This is a genomic window from Rhodococcus sp. Ni2, from assembly GCF_021352185.1.
GTDB lineage: Bacteria > Actinomycetota > Actinomycetes > Mycobacteriales > Mycobacteriaceae > Rhodococcus_F > Rhodococcus_F qingshengii.
Genome location: NZ_WOXZ01000002.1, coordinates 894,104 through 909,514, shown reverse-complemented (window position 1 = coordinate 909,514; position 15,411 = coordinate 894,104). Strand labels below are relative to the sequence as shown.

The 15,411-nt window shown below is 62.6% G+C and carries 15 protein-coding genes; 3 read left to right on the top strand and 12 right to left on the bottom strand.

Annotated features, from left to right (window positions below):
• The first annotated feature begins 110 nt into the window (after positions 1-110).
• Positions 111-1,544: an FAD-dependent oxidoreductase gene (locus GN300_RS17765; RefSeq protein ID WP_054187130.1), complete on the top strand. Its 1,434-nt coding sequence runs from the start codon at positions 111-113 to the stop codon at positions 1,542-1,544.
• Positions 1,545-1,730: 186 nt separating this feature from the next.
• On the opposite strand, the gene GN300_RS17760 is transcribed toward GN300_RS17765, so the two are convergent.
• From GN300_RS17760 to GN300_RS17745, 4 genes are all read right to left on the bottom strand, one after another.
• Entirely contained in the window at positions 1,731-2,033 is a 303-nt protein-coding gene (locus tag GN300_RS17760) for a hypothetical protein (RefSeq protein ID WP_042924156.1), read from the bottom strand.
• A 99-nt stretch (positions 2,034-2,132) separates the two neighbouring features.
• A complete protein-coding gene (locus tag GN300_RS17755; protein WP_063314848.1) occupies positions 2,133-2,963 on the bottom strand; it encodes a mycofactocin-coupled SDR family oxidoreductase in 831 nt (276 codons plus the stop codon).
• A gap of 4 nt (positions 2,964-2,967) precedes the next feature.
• Positions 2,968-3,765, bottom strand: a complete 798-nt coding sequence (locus tag GN300_RS17750) for a mycofactocin-coupled SDR family oxidoreductase (RefSeq protein WP_058038555.1) — start codon at positions 3,763-3,765, stop codon at positions 2,968-2,970.
• A complete protein-coding gene (locus GN300_RS17745; protein ID WP_007726712.1) occupies positions 3,762-5,387 on the bottom strand; it encodes an NAD(P)/FAD-dependent oxidoreductase in 1,626 nt (541 codons plus the stop codon). Before GN300_RS17745 ends, GN300_RS17750 begins: the two co-directional genes overlap by 4 nt.
• A gap of 327 nt (positions 5,388-5,714) precedes the next feature.
• Here GN300_RS17745 and GN300_RS17740 point away from each other — a divergent pair, with 327 nt between their 5' ends.
• Positions 5,715-6,155: a hypothetical protein gene (locus GN300_RS17740; RefSeq protein WP_063315137.1), complete on the top strand. Its 441-nt coding sequence runs from the start codon at positions 5,715-5,717 to the stop codon at positions 6,153-6,155.
• A 7-nt stretch (positions 6,156-6,162) separates the two neighbouring features.
• Here the strand turns inward: GN300_RS17740 and GN300_RS17735 are convergent, their stop codons facing one another.
• Positions 6,163-6,822 (bottom strand): response regulator transcription factor, encoded by a 660-nt coding sequence (locus GN300_RS17735; protein ID WP_063314849.1) that lies wholly within the window; start codon positions 6,820-6,822, stop codon positions 6,163-6,165.
• Positions 6,823-6,998: 176 nt separating this feature from the next.
• On the opposite strand from GN300_RS17735, the gene GN300_RS17730 reads away from it, so the two are divergent.
• Entirely contained in the window at positions 6,999-7,460 is a 462-nt protein-coding gene (locus GN300_RS17730) for a hypothetical protein (RefSeq protein ID WP_007726708.1), read from the top strand.
• Between the two features lie 91 nt (positions 7,461-7,551).
• On the opposite strand, the gene GN300_RS17725 is transcribed toward GN300_RS17730, so the two are convergent.
• From GN300_RS17725 to dnaJ, 7 genes are all read right to left on the bottom strand, one after another.
• Positions 7,552-8,727 carry an NADH:flavin oxidoreductase gene (locus GN300_RS17725; RefSeq protein WP_042452220.1) on the bottom strand — a complete coding sequence of 392 codons (1,176 nt, stop codon included), beginning with the start codon at positions 8,725-8,727 and terminating at the stop codon, positions 7,552-7,554.
• Positions 8,728-8,859: 132 nt separating this feature from the next.
• Positions 8,860-9,579: an ABC transporter ATP-binding protein gene (locus GN300_RS17720; RefSeq protein ID WP_003944438.1), complete on the bottom strand. Its 720-nt coding sequence runs from the start codon at positions 9,577-9,579 to the stop codon at positions 8,860-8,862.
• Complete coding sequence (locus GN300_RS17715) at positions 9,579-11,429, bottom strand: ATP-binding cassette domain-containing protein (protein ID WP_054781170.1); 1,851 nt, start codon at positions 11,427-11,429, stop codon at positions 9,579-9,581. The genes GN300_RS17720 and GN300_RS17715 overlap by 1 nt, the downstream gene beginning before the upstream one ends.
• A gap of 1 nt (position 11,430) precedes the next feature.
• Complete coding sequence (locus tag GN300_RS17710) at positions 11,431-12,288, bottom strand: branched-chain amino acid ABC transporter permease (RefSeq protein ID WP_007726703.1); 858 nt, start codon at positions 12,286-12,288, stop codon at positions 11,431-11,433.
• Entirely contained in the window at positions 12,285-13,499 is a 1,215-nt protein-coding gene (locus GN300_RS17705; RefSeq protein ID WP_007726702.1) for an ABC transporter substrate-binding protein, read from the bottom strand. The genes GN300_RS17710 and GN300_RS17705 overlap by 4 nt, the downstream gene beginning before the upstream one ends.
• 332 nt (positions 13,500-13,831) lie before the next feature.
• Positions 13,832-14,242 (bottom strand): heat shock protein transcriptional repressor HspR, encoded by a 411-nt coding sequence (locus GN300_RS17700; RefSeq protein ID WP_003944355.1) that lies wholly within the window; start codon positions 14,240-14,242, stop codon positions 13,832-13,834.
• On the bottom strand, positions 14,239-15,411 hold the full coding sequence (gene dnaJ, locus GN300_RS17695) for a molecular chaperone DnaJ (protein WP_058038558.1): 1,173 nt from the start codon (positions 15,409-15,411) through the stop codon (positions 14,239-14,241). The genes GN300_RS17700 and dnaJ overlap by 4 nt, the downstream gene beginning before the upstream one ends.

The window sequence follows — 15,411 nt, the reverse complement described above, 5'->3', positions numbered from 1 at the left end:
GGCCCCCGACGTGCCTGCGGGGCGACGTCTCTGCGACGTCGACCACTGGCTTTCTCGCTCATCGGGAAGGTGGGTTCGCCGCACCACCATTCCGCAATACCTTCTGTGACATGGATAACATTGTCGACGTACTCGTCATCGGATCGGGCGCTGCCGGATCGGCCGCAGCGCTCCAAGCGCACGCCGACGGCGCATCGGTCGTGATTCTGGAAAAGAGCGGACCTGATTCCGCGGGCGGCAACACTCGACTGTCCGGCAGTGGATGGTTCGTCAACCAGGACCCCGCTGCCGCCCGAACCTTCCTGCGTTCGTTGAACGGGGAGTTCCCCGTTGCCGAGGACGTCATCGATGCCTGGGCCGAGAACACTCACGGACTGTCCGACTGGATCCGCAGTCTGGGTGCAACTGTAGCGATGACCGGCGATTTCCATTCCGCGGCAGAGTTCGCCGAACTTGACGGAAGTTCTTGTTACGCAGGGATGGACACCGTCGAAGGGAAGATGGGCAATGAACTTCTCTACCGGTTCCTCGTCTCCGCTCTCGCTGAACGCGGCGTCACAACACTATTCGACACCGAAGCCACCGGACTGCTGACGGATGAATCCGGAGCGGTGACCGGAGTCGAGATCCGTTCGGGTGAAAAGACTTCGCAGATCCAGGCACGCCGGGGCGTCATCCTTGCCACCGGAGGATTCGAAGCAAATCCGACGATGGTGCGCGACTACTTGCGTCTGGAGAATCCGAAGATCTGGGGCTCACCATCGGCAACCGGCGACGGTCACCGCATGGCACAGGCCGTGGGCGCCGATCTGTGGCACATGAACAACATGATGACCATTACGGGAATTCCCGGCGACCTCGAAAATCCGACTGGATTCTTCCTCGCACTGTGGAACGCGCACAACTATGTGTTCCTCAGCCGGGAAGGTAGACGCTTCACCGACGAGTCAGCCGAAATGCGGCATGGTCATGTGTTCAGAGAGGGTTCCTACCAACACTTTCCGGTGCAACCGATGAACGTCGTCTTCGACGAGACGATGAGGTTGGCCGGACAGCTGAGCCCCGGCCGCGACGCACTGCCCGTCGGCCACAGGGTTCTCGACGAAGGGTACGAGTGGAGCTCGGACAATCAAGCCGAGATCGACAAGGGATGGATCCTCAAGGCGGACACGCTCGCCGAACTCGCCGAGAAACTCGGACTGGACCCAACAGTCGTGGAAACGAGCGTGCGACGCTACAACGAGGCGTGCGCGGACGGCATCGACCATTCGTTCGGCCGCAATCCCGAAACTTTGGCCCCGGTGGCCACCGCTCCGTTCTACGCCGTCTCCGGGTCGCCACTGCTGGGATGGAGTAGCGGTGGGCCGCGCCGCGACGGTCATTCCCGCGTACTCGATACTGCCCGCAATCCAATTCCTGGCCTCTACGCCGCGGGCGCGGTCAGTTCCACCTACAGCGCGGCGAAGGACGGCGGATTCCACATTGCCGACGCCTTCGCATTCGGCCGTGTCGCCGGGGCCCATGCCGCCGCGCGTAAAGCTTGATATCGCCGGCCTTTCGACTGACTAGCCACGCACGATTACGTGGCTGGTCAGTGGTGGTCGATCGTCACGCAGATGAATCCTCTGCGCCGGATGAAACCGGGATTCGTACCGGGACGCTATCGTGGCAGCGTACGACATGCTCGCCGAGAGAATCCGAATCATCCGCGCCGAAGGTCTTCTGCCGATTCACGCCCGAGCAGCCTTGACCTCGTCGAAGAACGCGATGACGGCTGCCTCGTTCTCCGGCGGAACAGTCAGCGATGCCCGTGGACCCGCTACCGCGATCGAGTCGTCGGCGAGCCTGTTCCCGATGGTGAGTTTCAGTCCCGACTTCGACGGTTTCGCCTTCACCGCAATGTGTTCGACATGCCAACGAGCCACTTCGCTCGTGCTCGCGGCGGTGCGGTCGAAGACCTCCACCGTGCGGTGGTCGAGGACCATCACGATGTTGGTCCCGACGGTGACTTCCAGATAGCGCCGTTCCGCCACGGTGTACGCCTTTCGGTTAGGTGAAACCGACGCTACACACCGTGGCGGAACTCAGCGTGTCAAAACCTCAGCTGTTCAAGATTTCAGCTGTTCGAAACCTCAGCGGGACGAACTTCCTGCATCCACCGGCAGGGCGACCGACGTGATGTAGCGAGCCTCGTCGGAAGACAGGAACAGAGCAGCGTTCGCTACGTCCACCGGTTCGATCCACGGAATGGCGAGCATGTTCATCGTCATCGCTGCGGCAGCAAATTCTTCGCGCGTCGGGTTCTCGAGATCGGGGCGGAACTTGCCGCGCACCAACGGGTTTTGAATCATGAGGGTGTCGACGTTGGTGGGATGGACCGTATTGACGCGTACGTTGTGCGGAGCCAGTTCCTTTGCCAGCGAACGCATCAGACCAACGACTCCATGCTTGGCTGCGGTGTAGTGCGCGACTCCGACCAGCCCCCGAAGTCCGGCGATGGAGCTTGTGAGTGTCATCGATCCCCCGCCCCGCGCGATCAAGTGCGGAGCCGCGACGGTCGTGGTGTGCCACACGCCGGTCAGATTGACGTCCACCATGGTCTGCCACATCGTTTCCGACATGGTCAGGGCCCCGTCGGAGGACGTGATACCAGCTGTAGCGCAGACGATGTCGAGACCACCGAGCGTTCCGACGGCCGAGTCCACGGCACTGCGCAGTGCCTCGAGATCCCGAACGTCCACTACCGCAGATTCGACCTTTCGCCCCAGCGCCCGGATCTGCGCCACTGTCTCATCGAGATCGGCCTCCGTCGCGGGCGGCGTGACTGTGGTTTCCACCGAGGTGCACACGTCGACCGCGATGATGTCCGCGCCCTCTTCGGCAAAACGCACGGCCTGAGCCCGCCCGATTCCTCGTGCCGCACCCGTGATCAGCGCGATCTTGCCTTCCAATCGAGAAGTCATCAATTCACACTTTCTGGGTCAGGCCGGCGTCGACAACCAACTGACAGCCGGTCATGTAGCGGGACTCCGCGGATGCGAGGAACAGGACCGCATTACTGACGTCCACCGGATCGACCCAGGGAACGGGCAGCAAGTTGCGAGCGCTGAGCACTGCAGCAGCGTCTGCTTCGGTGGGATTCTCGATGTCCGGGCACAGGTTCGCGAACACTCGCTCGTTGATGATCATCGGGGTACGTACCGAACCCGGATGCACGGAGTTGACGCGGATACTCTGCGCCCCCAACTCGTTGGCCAGCGTTCTGGCCAGGCCCACCACGGCATGCTTGGCTGCGCTGTAATGACTTGCTCCGGCAATACCTTTGATTCCCGCTGTCGAGCTGACCAGAACGACGGATCCACCGTCGCCGAAGTGCGGAACGCAGGCCTTGACGGTGTGCCACGCCCCGGTCAGATTGACGTCCAGCGAGCGGTTCCACACTGCAGGATCGATGGTCCACGACGGTCCCGGCGTGTCGTAGACGCCTGCATTCGCGACCACGACGTCCAACCCGCCGAGTTCGGTAACGCACTCGGCCACGACGGCGGCCAGACCGTCGAAGTCCCGAATATCCGCCACACCGGTGACCGCGACACCGCCTCGATCACGCACTGCCTGAGCGGTTTCCGCCAACCCCGATTGCGCCTGTTCGACATCCAACGCGATCACGGACGCGCCTTCCTCGGCGAGCCGCTCACAGTGTGAGCGTCCCATTCCTCCGGCAGCACCCGTCACGAGTACCCGCTTGCCCTCCAGCCGGCTCATGCGTGCACCGCGCTGTTCAGCTCGAAGCCTCGGTATCCCGCTGCTGCCACGTCTGCACAGATGTCGGAGTAGACACCGAAGCCTCCGATGAAGGGCATGAATATCCTCGGCTTTCCCGGGATGTTGGCTCCCATGTACCAGGAGTTCGCGGATGGGAACAATGTTGCCGACGCCCGGCGTGAGCACTCCTCGAGCCAGTTGTCCACGGCTTCGGCACTCGGCTCGATGGTGTCGATGCCCGCCGAATCGAGGTGGTTGATCGCGTCGGCGATCCAGTCGACGTGCTGTTCGGCAGCGAGAATCATGTTGGACAGCACACTCGGGCTGCCCGGCCCGGTGACGATGAACAGGTTCGGGAAGCCGTGAACTCCCAAACCAAGATAGGTTCTCGGACCCGCATGCCAGTTCTCTCGCAAGGTCTCGCCGTTGCGGCCACGGATCTCGATGCGATCGAGTGCCCCGGTCATCGCATCGAAACCGGTGGCGAACACCAATGCGTCGAGTTCGTAGTGCGAGTCGGTCGTCTTGATCCCGGCCTCGTCGATTGCCTCGATCGGTGCGCTCTTGAGATCGACCAGGCTCACGTTGTCACGGTTGTAGCTCTGGTAGTAGTCGGTGTCCGTCACGATCCGCTTGGTCCCGATGGGGTGGTCGTTCGGGATCAGCAGGTCGGCGATGGCCTGATCTTCGACCACCGATCTGATCTTGGCCTCGGCAAATGCGGCCGCCGTCGCGTTGGCGTCGATGTTGCTGGTCTGGTCTGCGAAGGTTTTGGCGAACAGAACACCGCCGAGCTTCCACCGCTCCTCGTAGGCCGCGTTCCTCTCGGCCTCGGACACCTCGAGCGCGCTGCGAGGATCCGAAACGAACGGAGATCCACCGCCACTGCGCTTGGACAGCGCTCGACGCTCGGCGTAGTCGGCCTTGATCTCTGCGCGTCGTTTGTCATCGAGAGGCGTGTTTCCCGCCGGCACACTGTAATTCGCGGACCGCTGGAACACGAAGAGGTGATCGGCCTGCTCGGCGATCAACGGAACGGACTGGATGCCCGACGATCCGGTGCCGATCACTCCCACTCGCTTGCCGGTGAAATCGACGCCCTCGTGCGGCCAGAAGCCGGTGTGGAAGACCTCACCGCCGAAAGTCTCGCGACCTGCAATGTTCGGAACGTTCGCGGTCGAGAGGCTGCCCGTGGCGCACACCACGAACCGCGAGGTGACGTCATGACCACCGTCGGTGTGCACTCGCCACGTCGACGAGTCCTCGTCGAACTGTGCGCTCAGGACACGGGTATCGAAAGTGAACCCACTGCGTAGGTCGAAGCGATCGGCGACGTGATCGAGGTAGGACAGGATCTCCGGCTGCGCGGCGTACTTCTCGCTCCAGTCCCAATCCTGTTGCAACTCTTCGGAGAACGAGTAGGAGTAGTCGAAACTCTCGACATCGCAGCGTGCGCCCGGGTAGCGGTTGAAGTACCACGTGCCGCCCACTCCGGAGCCCGCCTCGAAGCCGTGGACACGCAGCCCCTGCTCGCGAAGTCGGTGCATGGCGTACATGCCGGCGACGCCGGCGCCGATGACTACGACGTCGAGTGGTGCGGTGGAGAAGTCAGGATCGGTCATGGTGGCCACGCTACGAGTGGGTTGAATGGTAGAGGAACAGGTTCTCCCGCTGGGTGGGCGGAGCCTCCACCCCATGACGCTGGGTGGGCGAAGCCTCCACCCCATGACACTGGGTGGGCGAAGCCTCCACCCCATGACACTGGGTGGGCGAAGCCTCCACCCCATGACACTGGGTGGGCGGAGAGCGCTGTGTCCACCGATCGGGGGACAGCGATGTCGTCCAGCACTCGGACCCGTAGGTGGACAGACCCGAAGGGAGTTCGGGGCCATAGTTGTCTCATCACAGAAACACACGGTCACCGAGACCGACAAATCGAGGAGAACATGATGAGCACCAACACAATTCGACCTGAAGCACTTTCCTTCTCCGGCCTCAGCATGGCAGCTCTCGTTGCCCGCTCCGCCGGTGCGAACACGGTGAAGTCGATGACCGACACATCCGTCACGACGGCGATGATCAGCAATTCGGGTTGCGGGGCCCTGTATCTGGTCGACGCATCCAACCCGAACGGCGACTGGGTCGTCCCGCCGGCGGACTACATCCTCCCCAACATGAACGTGAACGTTGTGGCCACGAGCAAGAACCAGAACGACTTCCCCATCGTGCTCACGTACCGCTCCGACGACGGTGGGGTGTTTGTCTTCAGTGCTACCAACTCGAAGACCAGGGCGGATGCCGGAGGTACGTACGCCCCCGACAGCCACGACGTCACGGTGACGATGACCTCGGGTTACCCGGCCATGAACGTCACGTACGTGCTTCGGTGACGCTTGCTCACTCCAACAATCCCTGCCGCATTGCAGCGGCGACGGCGGCGCCTCGATCGTTGACTCCGAGTTTCTCGTAGAGGCGCTGCACGTGAGTTTTGACGGTGGAGGGCGCAAGAAAGAGTTGTGAGGCGATGACCGGGATGCTGGCGCCCTGCGCGATCAATCCGAGAACCTCACGTTCGCGGGCGCTGAGCGTCGGACCGGACGGTTCACTACGACGCCGAACCTCTCCTACCAATCCGGCGGCGATACTGGGCGGCAACACATCTCGTCCCGCAGCACAGTCGAGCACGGCACTCACGATCTCGGCGCGAGTGGATTCCTTCGGCAGGAATCCGGCAGCACCGGCTTGCAGGGCCTGGTACACGACAGACGATTCGTCGTGAGCGCTGAGCAGAAGCACACGCGTCGGAAGCTCGTCTCGAACGACTGCGGCGGCGACCTGAGTTCCATCCAGGTGCGGCATCCGGAAGTCGAGCAGCGCGACCTGCGGGCGTAGTTCGCGGATCATTGCGAGCGCTGCTGCGCCGTCGTCGGCCTCGCCCAGGACGTCGATGCCGTCACTGCCGGTCAGAGCCCGAACCACGCCCTCACGGAACAGTGGGTGATCGTCGCCGACCACCACGGAAACCTTGCCGGCCAGCGGCTTCGTGCCTTCGCGCATTGCTCACTTTCTCACGCCCGTACCAGCAATGCGAGCACTTACGCCTCCCCCGATCGGGGGACAAGAGATTCAACCCCGCCACGGCCCCGTCGGCGGACATACTGCAGCACTCATTCGCGACAAGATTGATTCATCGCCGAGAACGGCAACCACACACCATCCCAGGAGCAGACATCATGCGTACCAACACCACTCGCTTCGTAGCAGTCACCGCAATCGCCCTCGCTGTCGGCGGAACCGCACTGGGAACCGCAGCGATCGCCAACGCCGGCACCATGCCCACCGACGGCCCGACGGTTGCCATGACCATCACCAACAACACCGACAACCCGATGCTGCTGGACAGCGCGTCCAACCCCTACGGACAGTGGATCAACGGCCCCCGCTCCTACCTGGCCCCGCACACCACCGAGATCGTCACCGCCTACAGCAGCGATCCCCGCGGTATCGGTGTCGACGTCACCTACAACGTCGCCGACGGCGTCCAGACGGTCATGGCTGCCAACAACTACGTCGGCAACCCCACCCTCGACGGGACTCGCATCATCGGCGACCCGACGCACGTCATCCTCACCGACTACATGGCCACCGGCTACCCCACGATGAACGCCTCCTACGACGTCTTCACGCAGAACTGAACCAAGCGTTGATGCGACCACGAACTTGATCCGCTACGGCCCACGACCCGGTATCCGCATGGATGTCGGGACGTGGTGTGCGCTGACCAGCTCAGACGCGTTCGACCAACACGCAGCGGGCGCCACTGAAGATCGTGGGCATGCACTTGTTGCAGTGGATGCACAGTGATTGGGTATCGGATTCGGCCGCGATCCGATTGATCAGATCCGGTTCTCTGAGCAGCGCCCGTGCCATGGCGACGAACTCGAACCCTTCCGCCATTGCGGTATCCATGCCCGCTTTGTCCGTGACACCCCCGAGCAGCACGAGCGGCAACTTCACCGCAGCACGAATCTGCCGAGCCTCTTCCAGCATGAACAACGGCTTGTACGGATAGGTATGCAACATGCTCTTCCCCACCAACTGCACACCGAGTCGAACAGGTTGCGGCATCGCGGCGGCGAACTCGCGGATCGGCGCATCGCCCTTGAACAGGTACATCGGGTTGAGCAGTGAACTGCCCATCGTCAACTCGAGCGCGTCGACGCTTCCGGATGCTTCGAGCCACTGCGCCACCTGGATTGCTTCGTCCACCCAGAATCCGCCTGGCACACCGTCGTCCATGTTCAGCTTGGCCAAGATCGCGATCTTGTCACCGACGGCATCGCGCACACTGCGTGCAGTTTCGAGTACGACGCGAGCCCGGTTCTCCAGCGATCCGCCGTAGGAGTCCTTACGACGGTTGAGTTTCGGGCTCAGGAACGAGCTCGCGAAATAGTTGTGACCGAAGTGGATCTCGACGGCGTCGAATCCTGCCTCGACGGCAAGTCGCGCAGCGCTCCCGTGCGCCGCCGCAATTCTGGTGATGTCCGCTGTCGTGGCAGTGCGAATCATCCTCATGCTCAACGGATTGAACGAACTCGACGGTGCCAGCGCGGGCAGTCCGGTCGACTTCTGATTCGCCACGGGACCGGCATGGCCGAGCTGCGCCGACGCAGCAGCACCTTCGGCGTGAATGGCATCGGTGAGCCGCCGAAGCCCGGGGAGGGCATCGGGCCGCATCCAGAGCTGGCCGTATTCGGTGCGCCCTTCCGGTGCGACGGCGCAATACGCGACGGTGGACATCCCGACTCCGCCGGCGGCTGGGCGACGATGGAACTCGATCAGCTCGTCGGTGACCAGGGCGTCGGGAGTTTTGCCTTCGAATGTCGCGGACTTGATGATTCGATTTCGAAGGGTCACCGGGCCGAGCTTCGCCGGGGCGAGCACGTCGGGAGCAGTGGTCATCGAGTTTGCCTCTCGCGGGAGTTGTTTGCAGGACGGTAGATCGATGGCCCCGAGCCGGCTAGGGCCCGTGCCACGGAGCGGGAAACGGCTTCAGCCCGGCCGAGGAGGCCGGGCTGAAGTCGTCATTGCCGTTCAGACGCGTCCGAAGTACGCATCCTTGAGCACTGCCAGGTCGTCGATGTCCTTGGCATCGGCGTCGAGAACCACCTTGCCGATGTCGAGGACCGTGACATGATCGGCGACGCTCATCGCGGCCTCGACTGCCTGCTCGACCAGTAGAACAGCCAGGCCGGTTTCCTTGAGTTGTTGGACGCGGTCCATCACCTCACCGACGATCACGGGAGCGAGACCGCCCGAAGGTTCGTCGAGAAGGAGCAACCTAGGCTGCGCCATCAGCGCTGCGCCGATCGCGAGCATCTGCTGCTGACCGCCCGACATGGAACCGGCGGGAAGCGAACGCTTCTCCCCCAGGATCGGGAACATCTCGTACATCGATTCGACGGATTCCATAAGCTCGCCGCGCTTTGCCTTGCGGGTGTACCCGCCCAGCAGGAGGTTCTGCTCGACGGTCTGCTTGTGGAAGACCCGCTTGCCCTCCTGCACGTACGCCATCCCCTGTCGTACCCGTTTGTGCGCGGGGACTCCGGTGATGTCGGCGCCGTCCATCTCGACGGTTCCGGAGGCCACCTTGTTGAGGCCGGACAGGGCACGGAGCGTGCTCGTCTTGCCTGCGCCGTTGCGTCCGAGCAGGGCGGTCACCTGACCGGGATAGACGTCGAACGAGACATCCCAGACGACGCGCAGATCGCCGTACCCGGTCTGCAAGTTTCGGACCTTCAGAATCGGTTCCATCACTTCACCTCACTGGTCTGATGGTCTACCGCGCCGATTTCTTCGAGAAGTGCTTCTTCGTCACCGGACTTGACTCCGAGGTACTCGCTCAAGACGCGTGGGTGATGTTCGATGGTTGCCGCATCGCCGGTCGCGATCACCTGCCCTTGCGCCAGCACGACTATCTCGTCGGCCAGCGAGAGGACGAGGCGGAAGTTGTGCTCCACCAACACCACTGTCGCCCCGGCATCTCGCAGTACCCGGATCAGATCTGCCAGGCGTTCGAGTTCGTCCTCGTCGAGTCCGGATGCCACCTCGTCGAAGAGGACGACCCTCGGTTCGGCGATGACGGCGCGAGCAACCTCGAGCATGCGACGCATCCCCAGGGGCAGCGACGTCGCGATCTCGTTGCGCAAGTGCGACATCCCCACGAGTTCGAGGACACGCTCGGCCTCGACGATGTCGGCCTTCGCGATCCTGCGGAAGCTGGGCAGGCGAAGCACAGCCGACGCCATCGACGCTCGGTGCACCGAATAACGTCCGGATGCAACAGCTTCCAGAACCGTGATGTTTTCCGGAATCGTCGGAGTTTGGAACGTGCGCGCCACACCCACGCGCGCCACCTTGTGCGGCGACGACTGCGAGACCACCGTGTCACCGATCGTGATCACGCCCGCATCTGCGGTGTAGAAGCCGCAGATCATGTTGAGCATGGTCGTCTTACCCGAACCGTTGGGCCCGATCAACGCGGTGACCTTACCGGCCTCTGCGGTCAGGGTTGCCGCATTGAGCGCCTGGTTGCCACCGAACGCTTTGGACACTCCGTCGACCACCAACCGTGCTCCGTTGATCGGCGCCAGTTCCGGTGTCCCACCGCTGTTTTCCTTTGCGGTGACTACGCCCAGTCCGGCCTTGCGATCGAGTTTCGAGACGATCGCTCGCCCGACCTTGGTCAAACCCCCGGAGAGAAGCACACCGCCGATGATCAGGAAGCCGCCGTAGAAGATCAGCGAATACTCCTGGAACGCCGTCGACTGGTTGGGACCGAGCTGCATGATCGCGGCACCGACCACGGCGCCGTACACACTTGCCGCACCGCCGAGGATCGACGCCGCCAGAACTGCTGTGGCAAAGGTGAACCCGAAGGCTTCCGGCGAGATGAACAGGTCGGTGTTGGCGAACAGCGCACCCGCCAGACCGGCGGGGAACGCACCGATGGCATAACCGAGCAGCTTCATCCGGTACACCGATACACCCTGCGACGACGCCAGAACCGGCGACTGCTTGAGCGTGCGGAACGCGATGCCGTGCCGCGAGACCACCAGGTTACGCATCACCGCGAACCAGAGCACGGTCACGACGACGACCACCATGTAGTACTGCTGGGTGTCGAGTTCGGAACCGAAGAACGTCGGCGGCTCCATACCGGTGAGGCCGTTTCGGCCGCCGGTCTTGCCACCGAAGATCGCCAGTACGTCCGGTACCAGCAGAACCAGGAAGAACGACGTCATCGCCAGGGACCAGTTGCCCAGGCGCAGACCGGGAACACCGGTCAGGATTCCGACCGCCAGTGCCACTGCTCCGGAGGCAGCAAGCTGAAGCAGAATGTCGGTGTGACCTGCCTGGGACATCAGACCCGCGGTGTAGGCACCGGCCGCGTACATCGCTGCCTGGCCGAGTGCCAGTTCACCGGCAAAGCCGAGGCTCAAGTTCAGGCCACTGACCACAAGTGCCAGGATGCAGGCCAATTGAATCTGACGTGATGTCGACAGGTCGAGTCCCATCACGGGCAGCAGCAGGATCACCACGGCCAGGACGAGTGGGATGATCCAGCTCGGTAGGGAACGGAAAGTCCGCCACGCACTTACCATCTCACACCACCCGTTCTCGGACATTGCCGAACAGTCCAGCCGGTTTGACCATCAAGATGACGATCAGCACCGTGAAGACGGCGATATTGCTGTACTGACTTCCCGCCCACAGGGCGGTGAACGATTCCACCAGGCCGACGGTCAGACCGCCGATCAAAGCGCCAGGCAGAGAGCCGAACCCGCCGATCGCCAACGCCACGAATCCCTTGAGGGCCAACGCTGCACCCAACGTCGCAACTGCAAACGTCTTGGGGCCGACGAAGAGTCCGAGGACACCGGCCAAGGCACCCGAGAAGGCAAACGCTCCCAGTGCCAACCGTCGTACGTTGACTCCTCGCAGCATCGCCGCTTCACGATCCTCGGAGATGCCGATCAGAGCCAGACCCGTCATCGTTTTCTTCGAGACGTAACTCAACCCGACGACCAGTGCGATCGCCGCAACCAGCAGAGCGATCTCGACCGGGTAGGTACGGCCGCCGAGCAGGGTGATCGGTTCGTTCGATCCGAAGAACGGAACCGTGAGAGGTTCACTACCCCAGATCAATTGAGTGGCGCCGTTGAGCAGAGTTGCGACACCCAACGTCGTGACCAACTGGTTCTGGTGATCGGCCACCGGTCTGATCGCGACGATCTCCTCGACCGAGGCGAGGAGCATCACGGTCACGGTAGCCATGACGGCCACCACGAGAACGGGGAGTTTCAGGGTCACCAGACCCGTGTAGGCGACAAAGGTGCCCACCATCATCAGCTGAGCTTGAGCGAAGTTGAATGTGTTGGAGGAAACGAAAACGATGTTGTACCCGATGGCAACCAGCACGTAAACCGCGCCGAGCGCCAATCCGGACCACAGAATGGTCATGACGCAGCCGGGTTTCCGAACTGACCGTTGAGGATCTTCGTCGGGCTGATGAACTTCAGCTCGCTGGTGTCCGGGTTCGGGCCGTGGTTGTCGGAGCTGAAGTTGTAGCGCGAGAGGAATGCGGTCTTGGCATTCTCCTGGACCTCAGTGGTTTCCAGTGCTTCGGCGAGCTTCTTCGGATCGGTCGAACTGCCGACCTTCTCCGCTGCCGCCGCGACGAGGGGGAATGCGTCGTAGTTGTCTGCGAGGATCAGCGTCGACGGGATGGAGCCCAGCGAAGCCATCGTGTCCACCATCGTGTTGACGAGTGCGTTGTTCGGATCGAACACCGTGCTGCTGAACACCTGCGTCACCAGGTTCTTCACCTGCGGGGTGCCGAGCACACCGGCCGGCGGATCATTCGCGATCAGGTTGGTGGCAGACACCGAGGTGTTTCCGACCAGCGGCACGTCCCAGCCGAGTCGCTCGAGGCTTTGCAACACGTATCCGAGAGGAGCGCCGTACGCATCCAAGGCGATTGCCGCGGCACCCGAATTCTTGAGCGACTGCAACTGCGCCGTCATGTCCAAAGCGGCGGCGTCGTACTCCTCGTTACCGGCGGCCTTCAGACCTGCGGATTGCAAAGCACTGGTCATTTCTTCGCCGAACAGCTCACCGTAAGCGGTGCTGCCGTGCAAGACTCCGACGCTGCTGTAACCCTTGGACTTCGCGTACTCGGAAATTCCGCGAGCGGTATCGGTCGCACCCGGAGCCAGATCGAAGTTGAGCGGGAACTTCGAGGGGTCCGTCGAATCGGGCGAGGGAGCCATGCTCATCGAGAGAATGTTGTTCTGCTTGAGGATCGGCAGAACCGCAGCCGCGATCGACGACGGACCCGAGTTCAGGTAGAGGTCAGGCTTGTTCCCCGAATTGATGGCTTCGCGCAGCTTGGTGACGGCGATGGTTGCGTCACCCGCGTCGTCCACCGTAGTGAGCTCGATCTGACGGCCACCGATCCCCCCGGCTTCGTTCTGGACCTGAACGCCCGCCTTGGTGGCGAGCAGCGAGGTCTGCGAATTAGCCGCGAGGACTCCCTGTGCACTGATCCCGCCGGTCAGCAGCACACGGTAGGGCGAGTCCGCACCTCCGTCGGACTCCGAAGAACCACTGCACCCTGCAAGAGCCAGAGCCGTCACGGCAACTGCCGCAACAAGAATGGGCCGACGATTCATGTCTGCACTCCTAGAACACATGTATGCACCGAACGTCAGGCGAATACCTGACGAAAGAATGATCGGCCGGTGGACGTGCCTGATTTCGAGCACCAGCCAACCAAGCACCCGCTTGATGATCTAGCAAGCAGTTGCTTGGGATGGAGCATAGAATGTGATCTGGATAACGTCAAACGCTGAAAAGTGGAGTCATGGAAGCGGACGCTATGCACATTGAGGCGGCGTCGACAGATCTCTTCCCGCTGGGTGGAAACGCCGAAACGGCTCCACGCCCTGGCGGATTCGACGAAATGAATCCGACAGGGCGTGGAGCCGTTTGTGTAAAGGTCCGACTATCGCTGGTTGCGGGGCTTCCAGACCACCAACGCGTTGTTGCGCGGAATCGGCACGAGATCCCGGCGATAGCCCGCATGGACTTTCGCGATCTCCTCGGCCAATTCGCGGACGCGATGCTGCAGAGCCTCGACCTGGTTGGTCAGTTCGATGATTCGTTTGATTCCGGCAAGGTTGACTCCCTCGTCCTGCGAAAGCCGTTGTACTTCACGAAGAAGCGCAACATCGCGCGGGGAGTAGCGTCGTCCGCCACCGGTGGTTCGATGCGGGGTGACCAACCCGAGTCGGTCGTAGTTACGCAAAGTCTGCGCGTGCATTCCGGCCAACTCGGCTGCCACCGAGATCACGAAGATCTGAGCGTCAGGATCGACCGTCGCATCCCATTGATTCTGCGGTCGCTCTGTCATCATGCACCGGCCCACCCGGCCCGTGGATCGAACCCGCTCGCCTTCTCGGCTTCGAGATAGGTTTTCAGCGCTTCGATCGCCGGGTCGTCCAACTTCTGCGGAACGGATACCTTGACCGTGACCAGAAGGTCACCGGCACCGTCCGGCCGCTTGGGGATACCGCGTCCGCGAACTCGCAGAATGCGTCCGTCCACCGTTCCAGCCGGAACCTTCACTCCGACACGGCCTTCCAAAGTCGGCACGGACAGTGTCGTTCCCAGCACCAGCTCGCCGTAGCTCACCGGAACCGTCAGTGTCAGGTCGTCGCCGTTGCGTCCGAAGACACTGTCCGGCTTGACGCGGATGTTGACGAACAGGTCGCCGGCCGGAGCGCCGCGGAGTCCCGCTTCGCCCTTGCCCTTGAGTCTGATCTTCTGACCGTCGCTCACACCGGCAGGCACGCGAACCGTGATGGTCCGTGTGCGATTGGTGACGCCGCTACCGTGGCAGTCTTCACACGGCGAGTCGATGATCGAGCCGGTTCCCCGGCAATCGTCACACGGCTCACTGAATCCGAAGGCGCCCTGGTTCCGGCTGACCACGCCGGTTCCGTTGCAATGTGGGCACACTCGCGGGCTGGTGCCTGGCTTTGCGCCGCTGCCGTGACACGTGGTGCACGACGTAGGGCTGGTCAGACGAAGAGGGACGGTGACACCGAGCGCTGCTTCACGAAAGGCGAGCGTCGTCTCGGTCTCGAGATCCTTGCCTCGACGCGGGCGGTTGGGCGCAGCTGTTCGCTGGCCCGCTCCCCCGCGGTTGAACAATCCGCCGAAGATGTCTCCGAGACCCGAGTCCTGCCCACCGGCCCCGCCGCCGAACAGGTCGTTGATGTCGAAACCACCAGCGCCGGGGTTGAATCCGCCGCCGCCCTGCGCGCGGGGGCCGAAGCCGCCGCTGGCAAAGAGGCGCCGAGCCTCGTCGTACTCCTTGCGCTTGTCCGGATCAGACAGAACGGCATGAGCTTCACTGACGGACTTGAAACGCTCTTCGGCCTTCACATCGTCAGGGTTGGCGTCGGGATGAAGATCCCGAGCCAGCTTGCGATACGCCTTCTTGATTTCGTCGGCCGTCGCGGTGGACGAGACGCCCAGCTCCTTGTAGAAGTCCTTCTCGATCCACTCCCGTTGACTCAC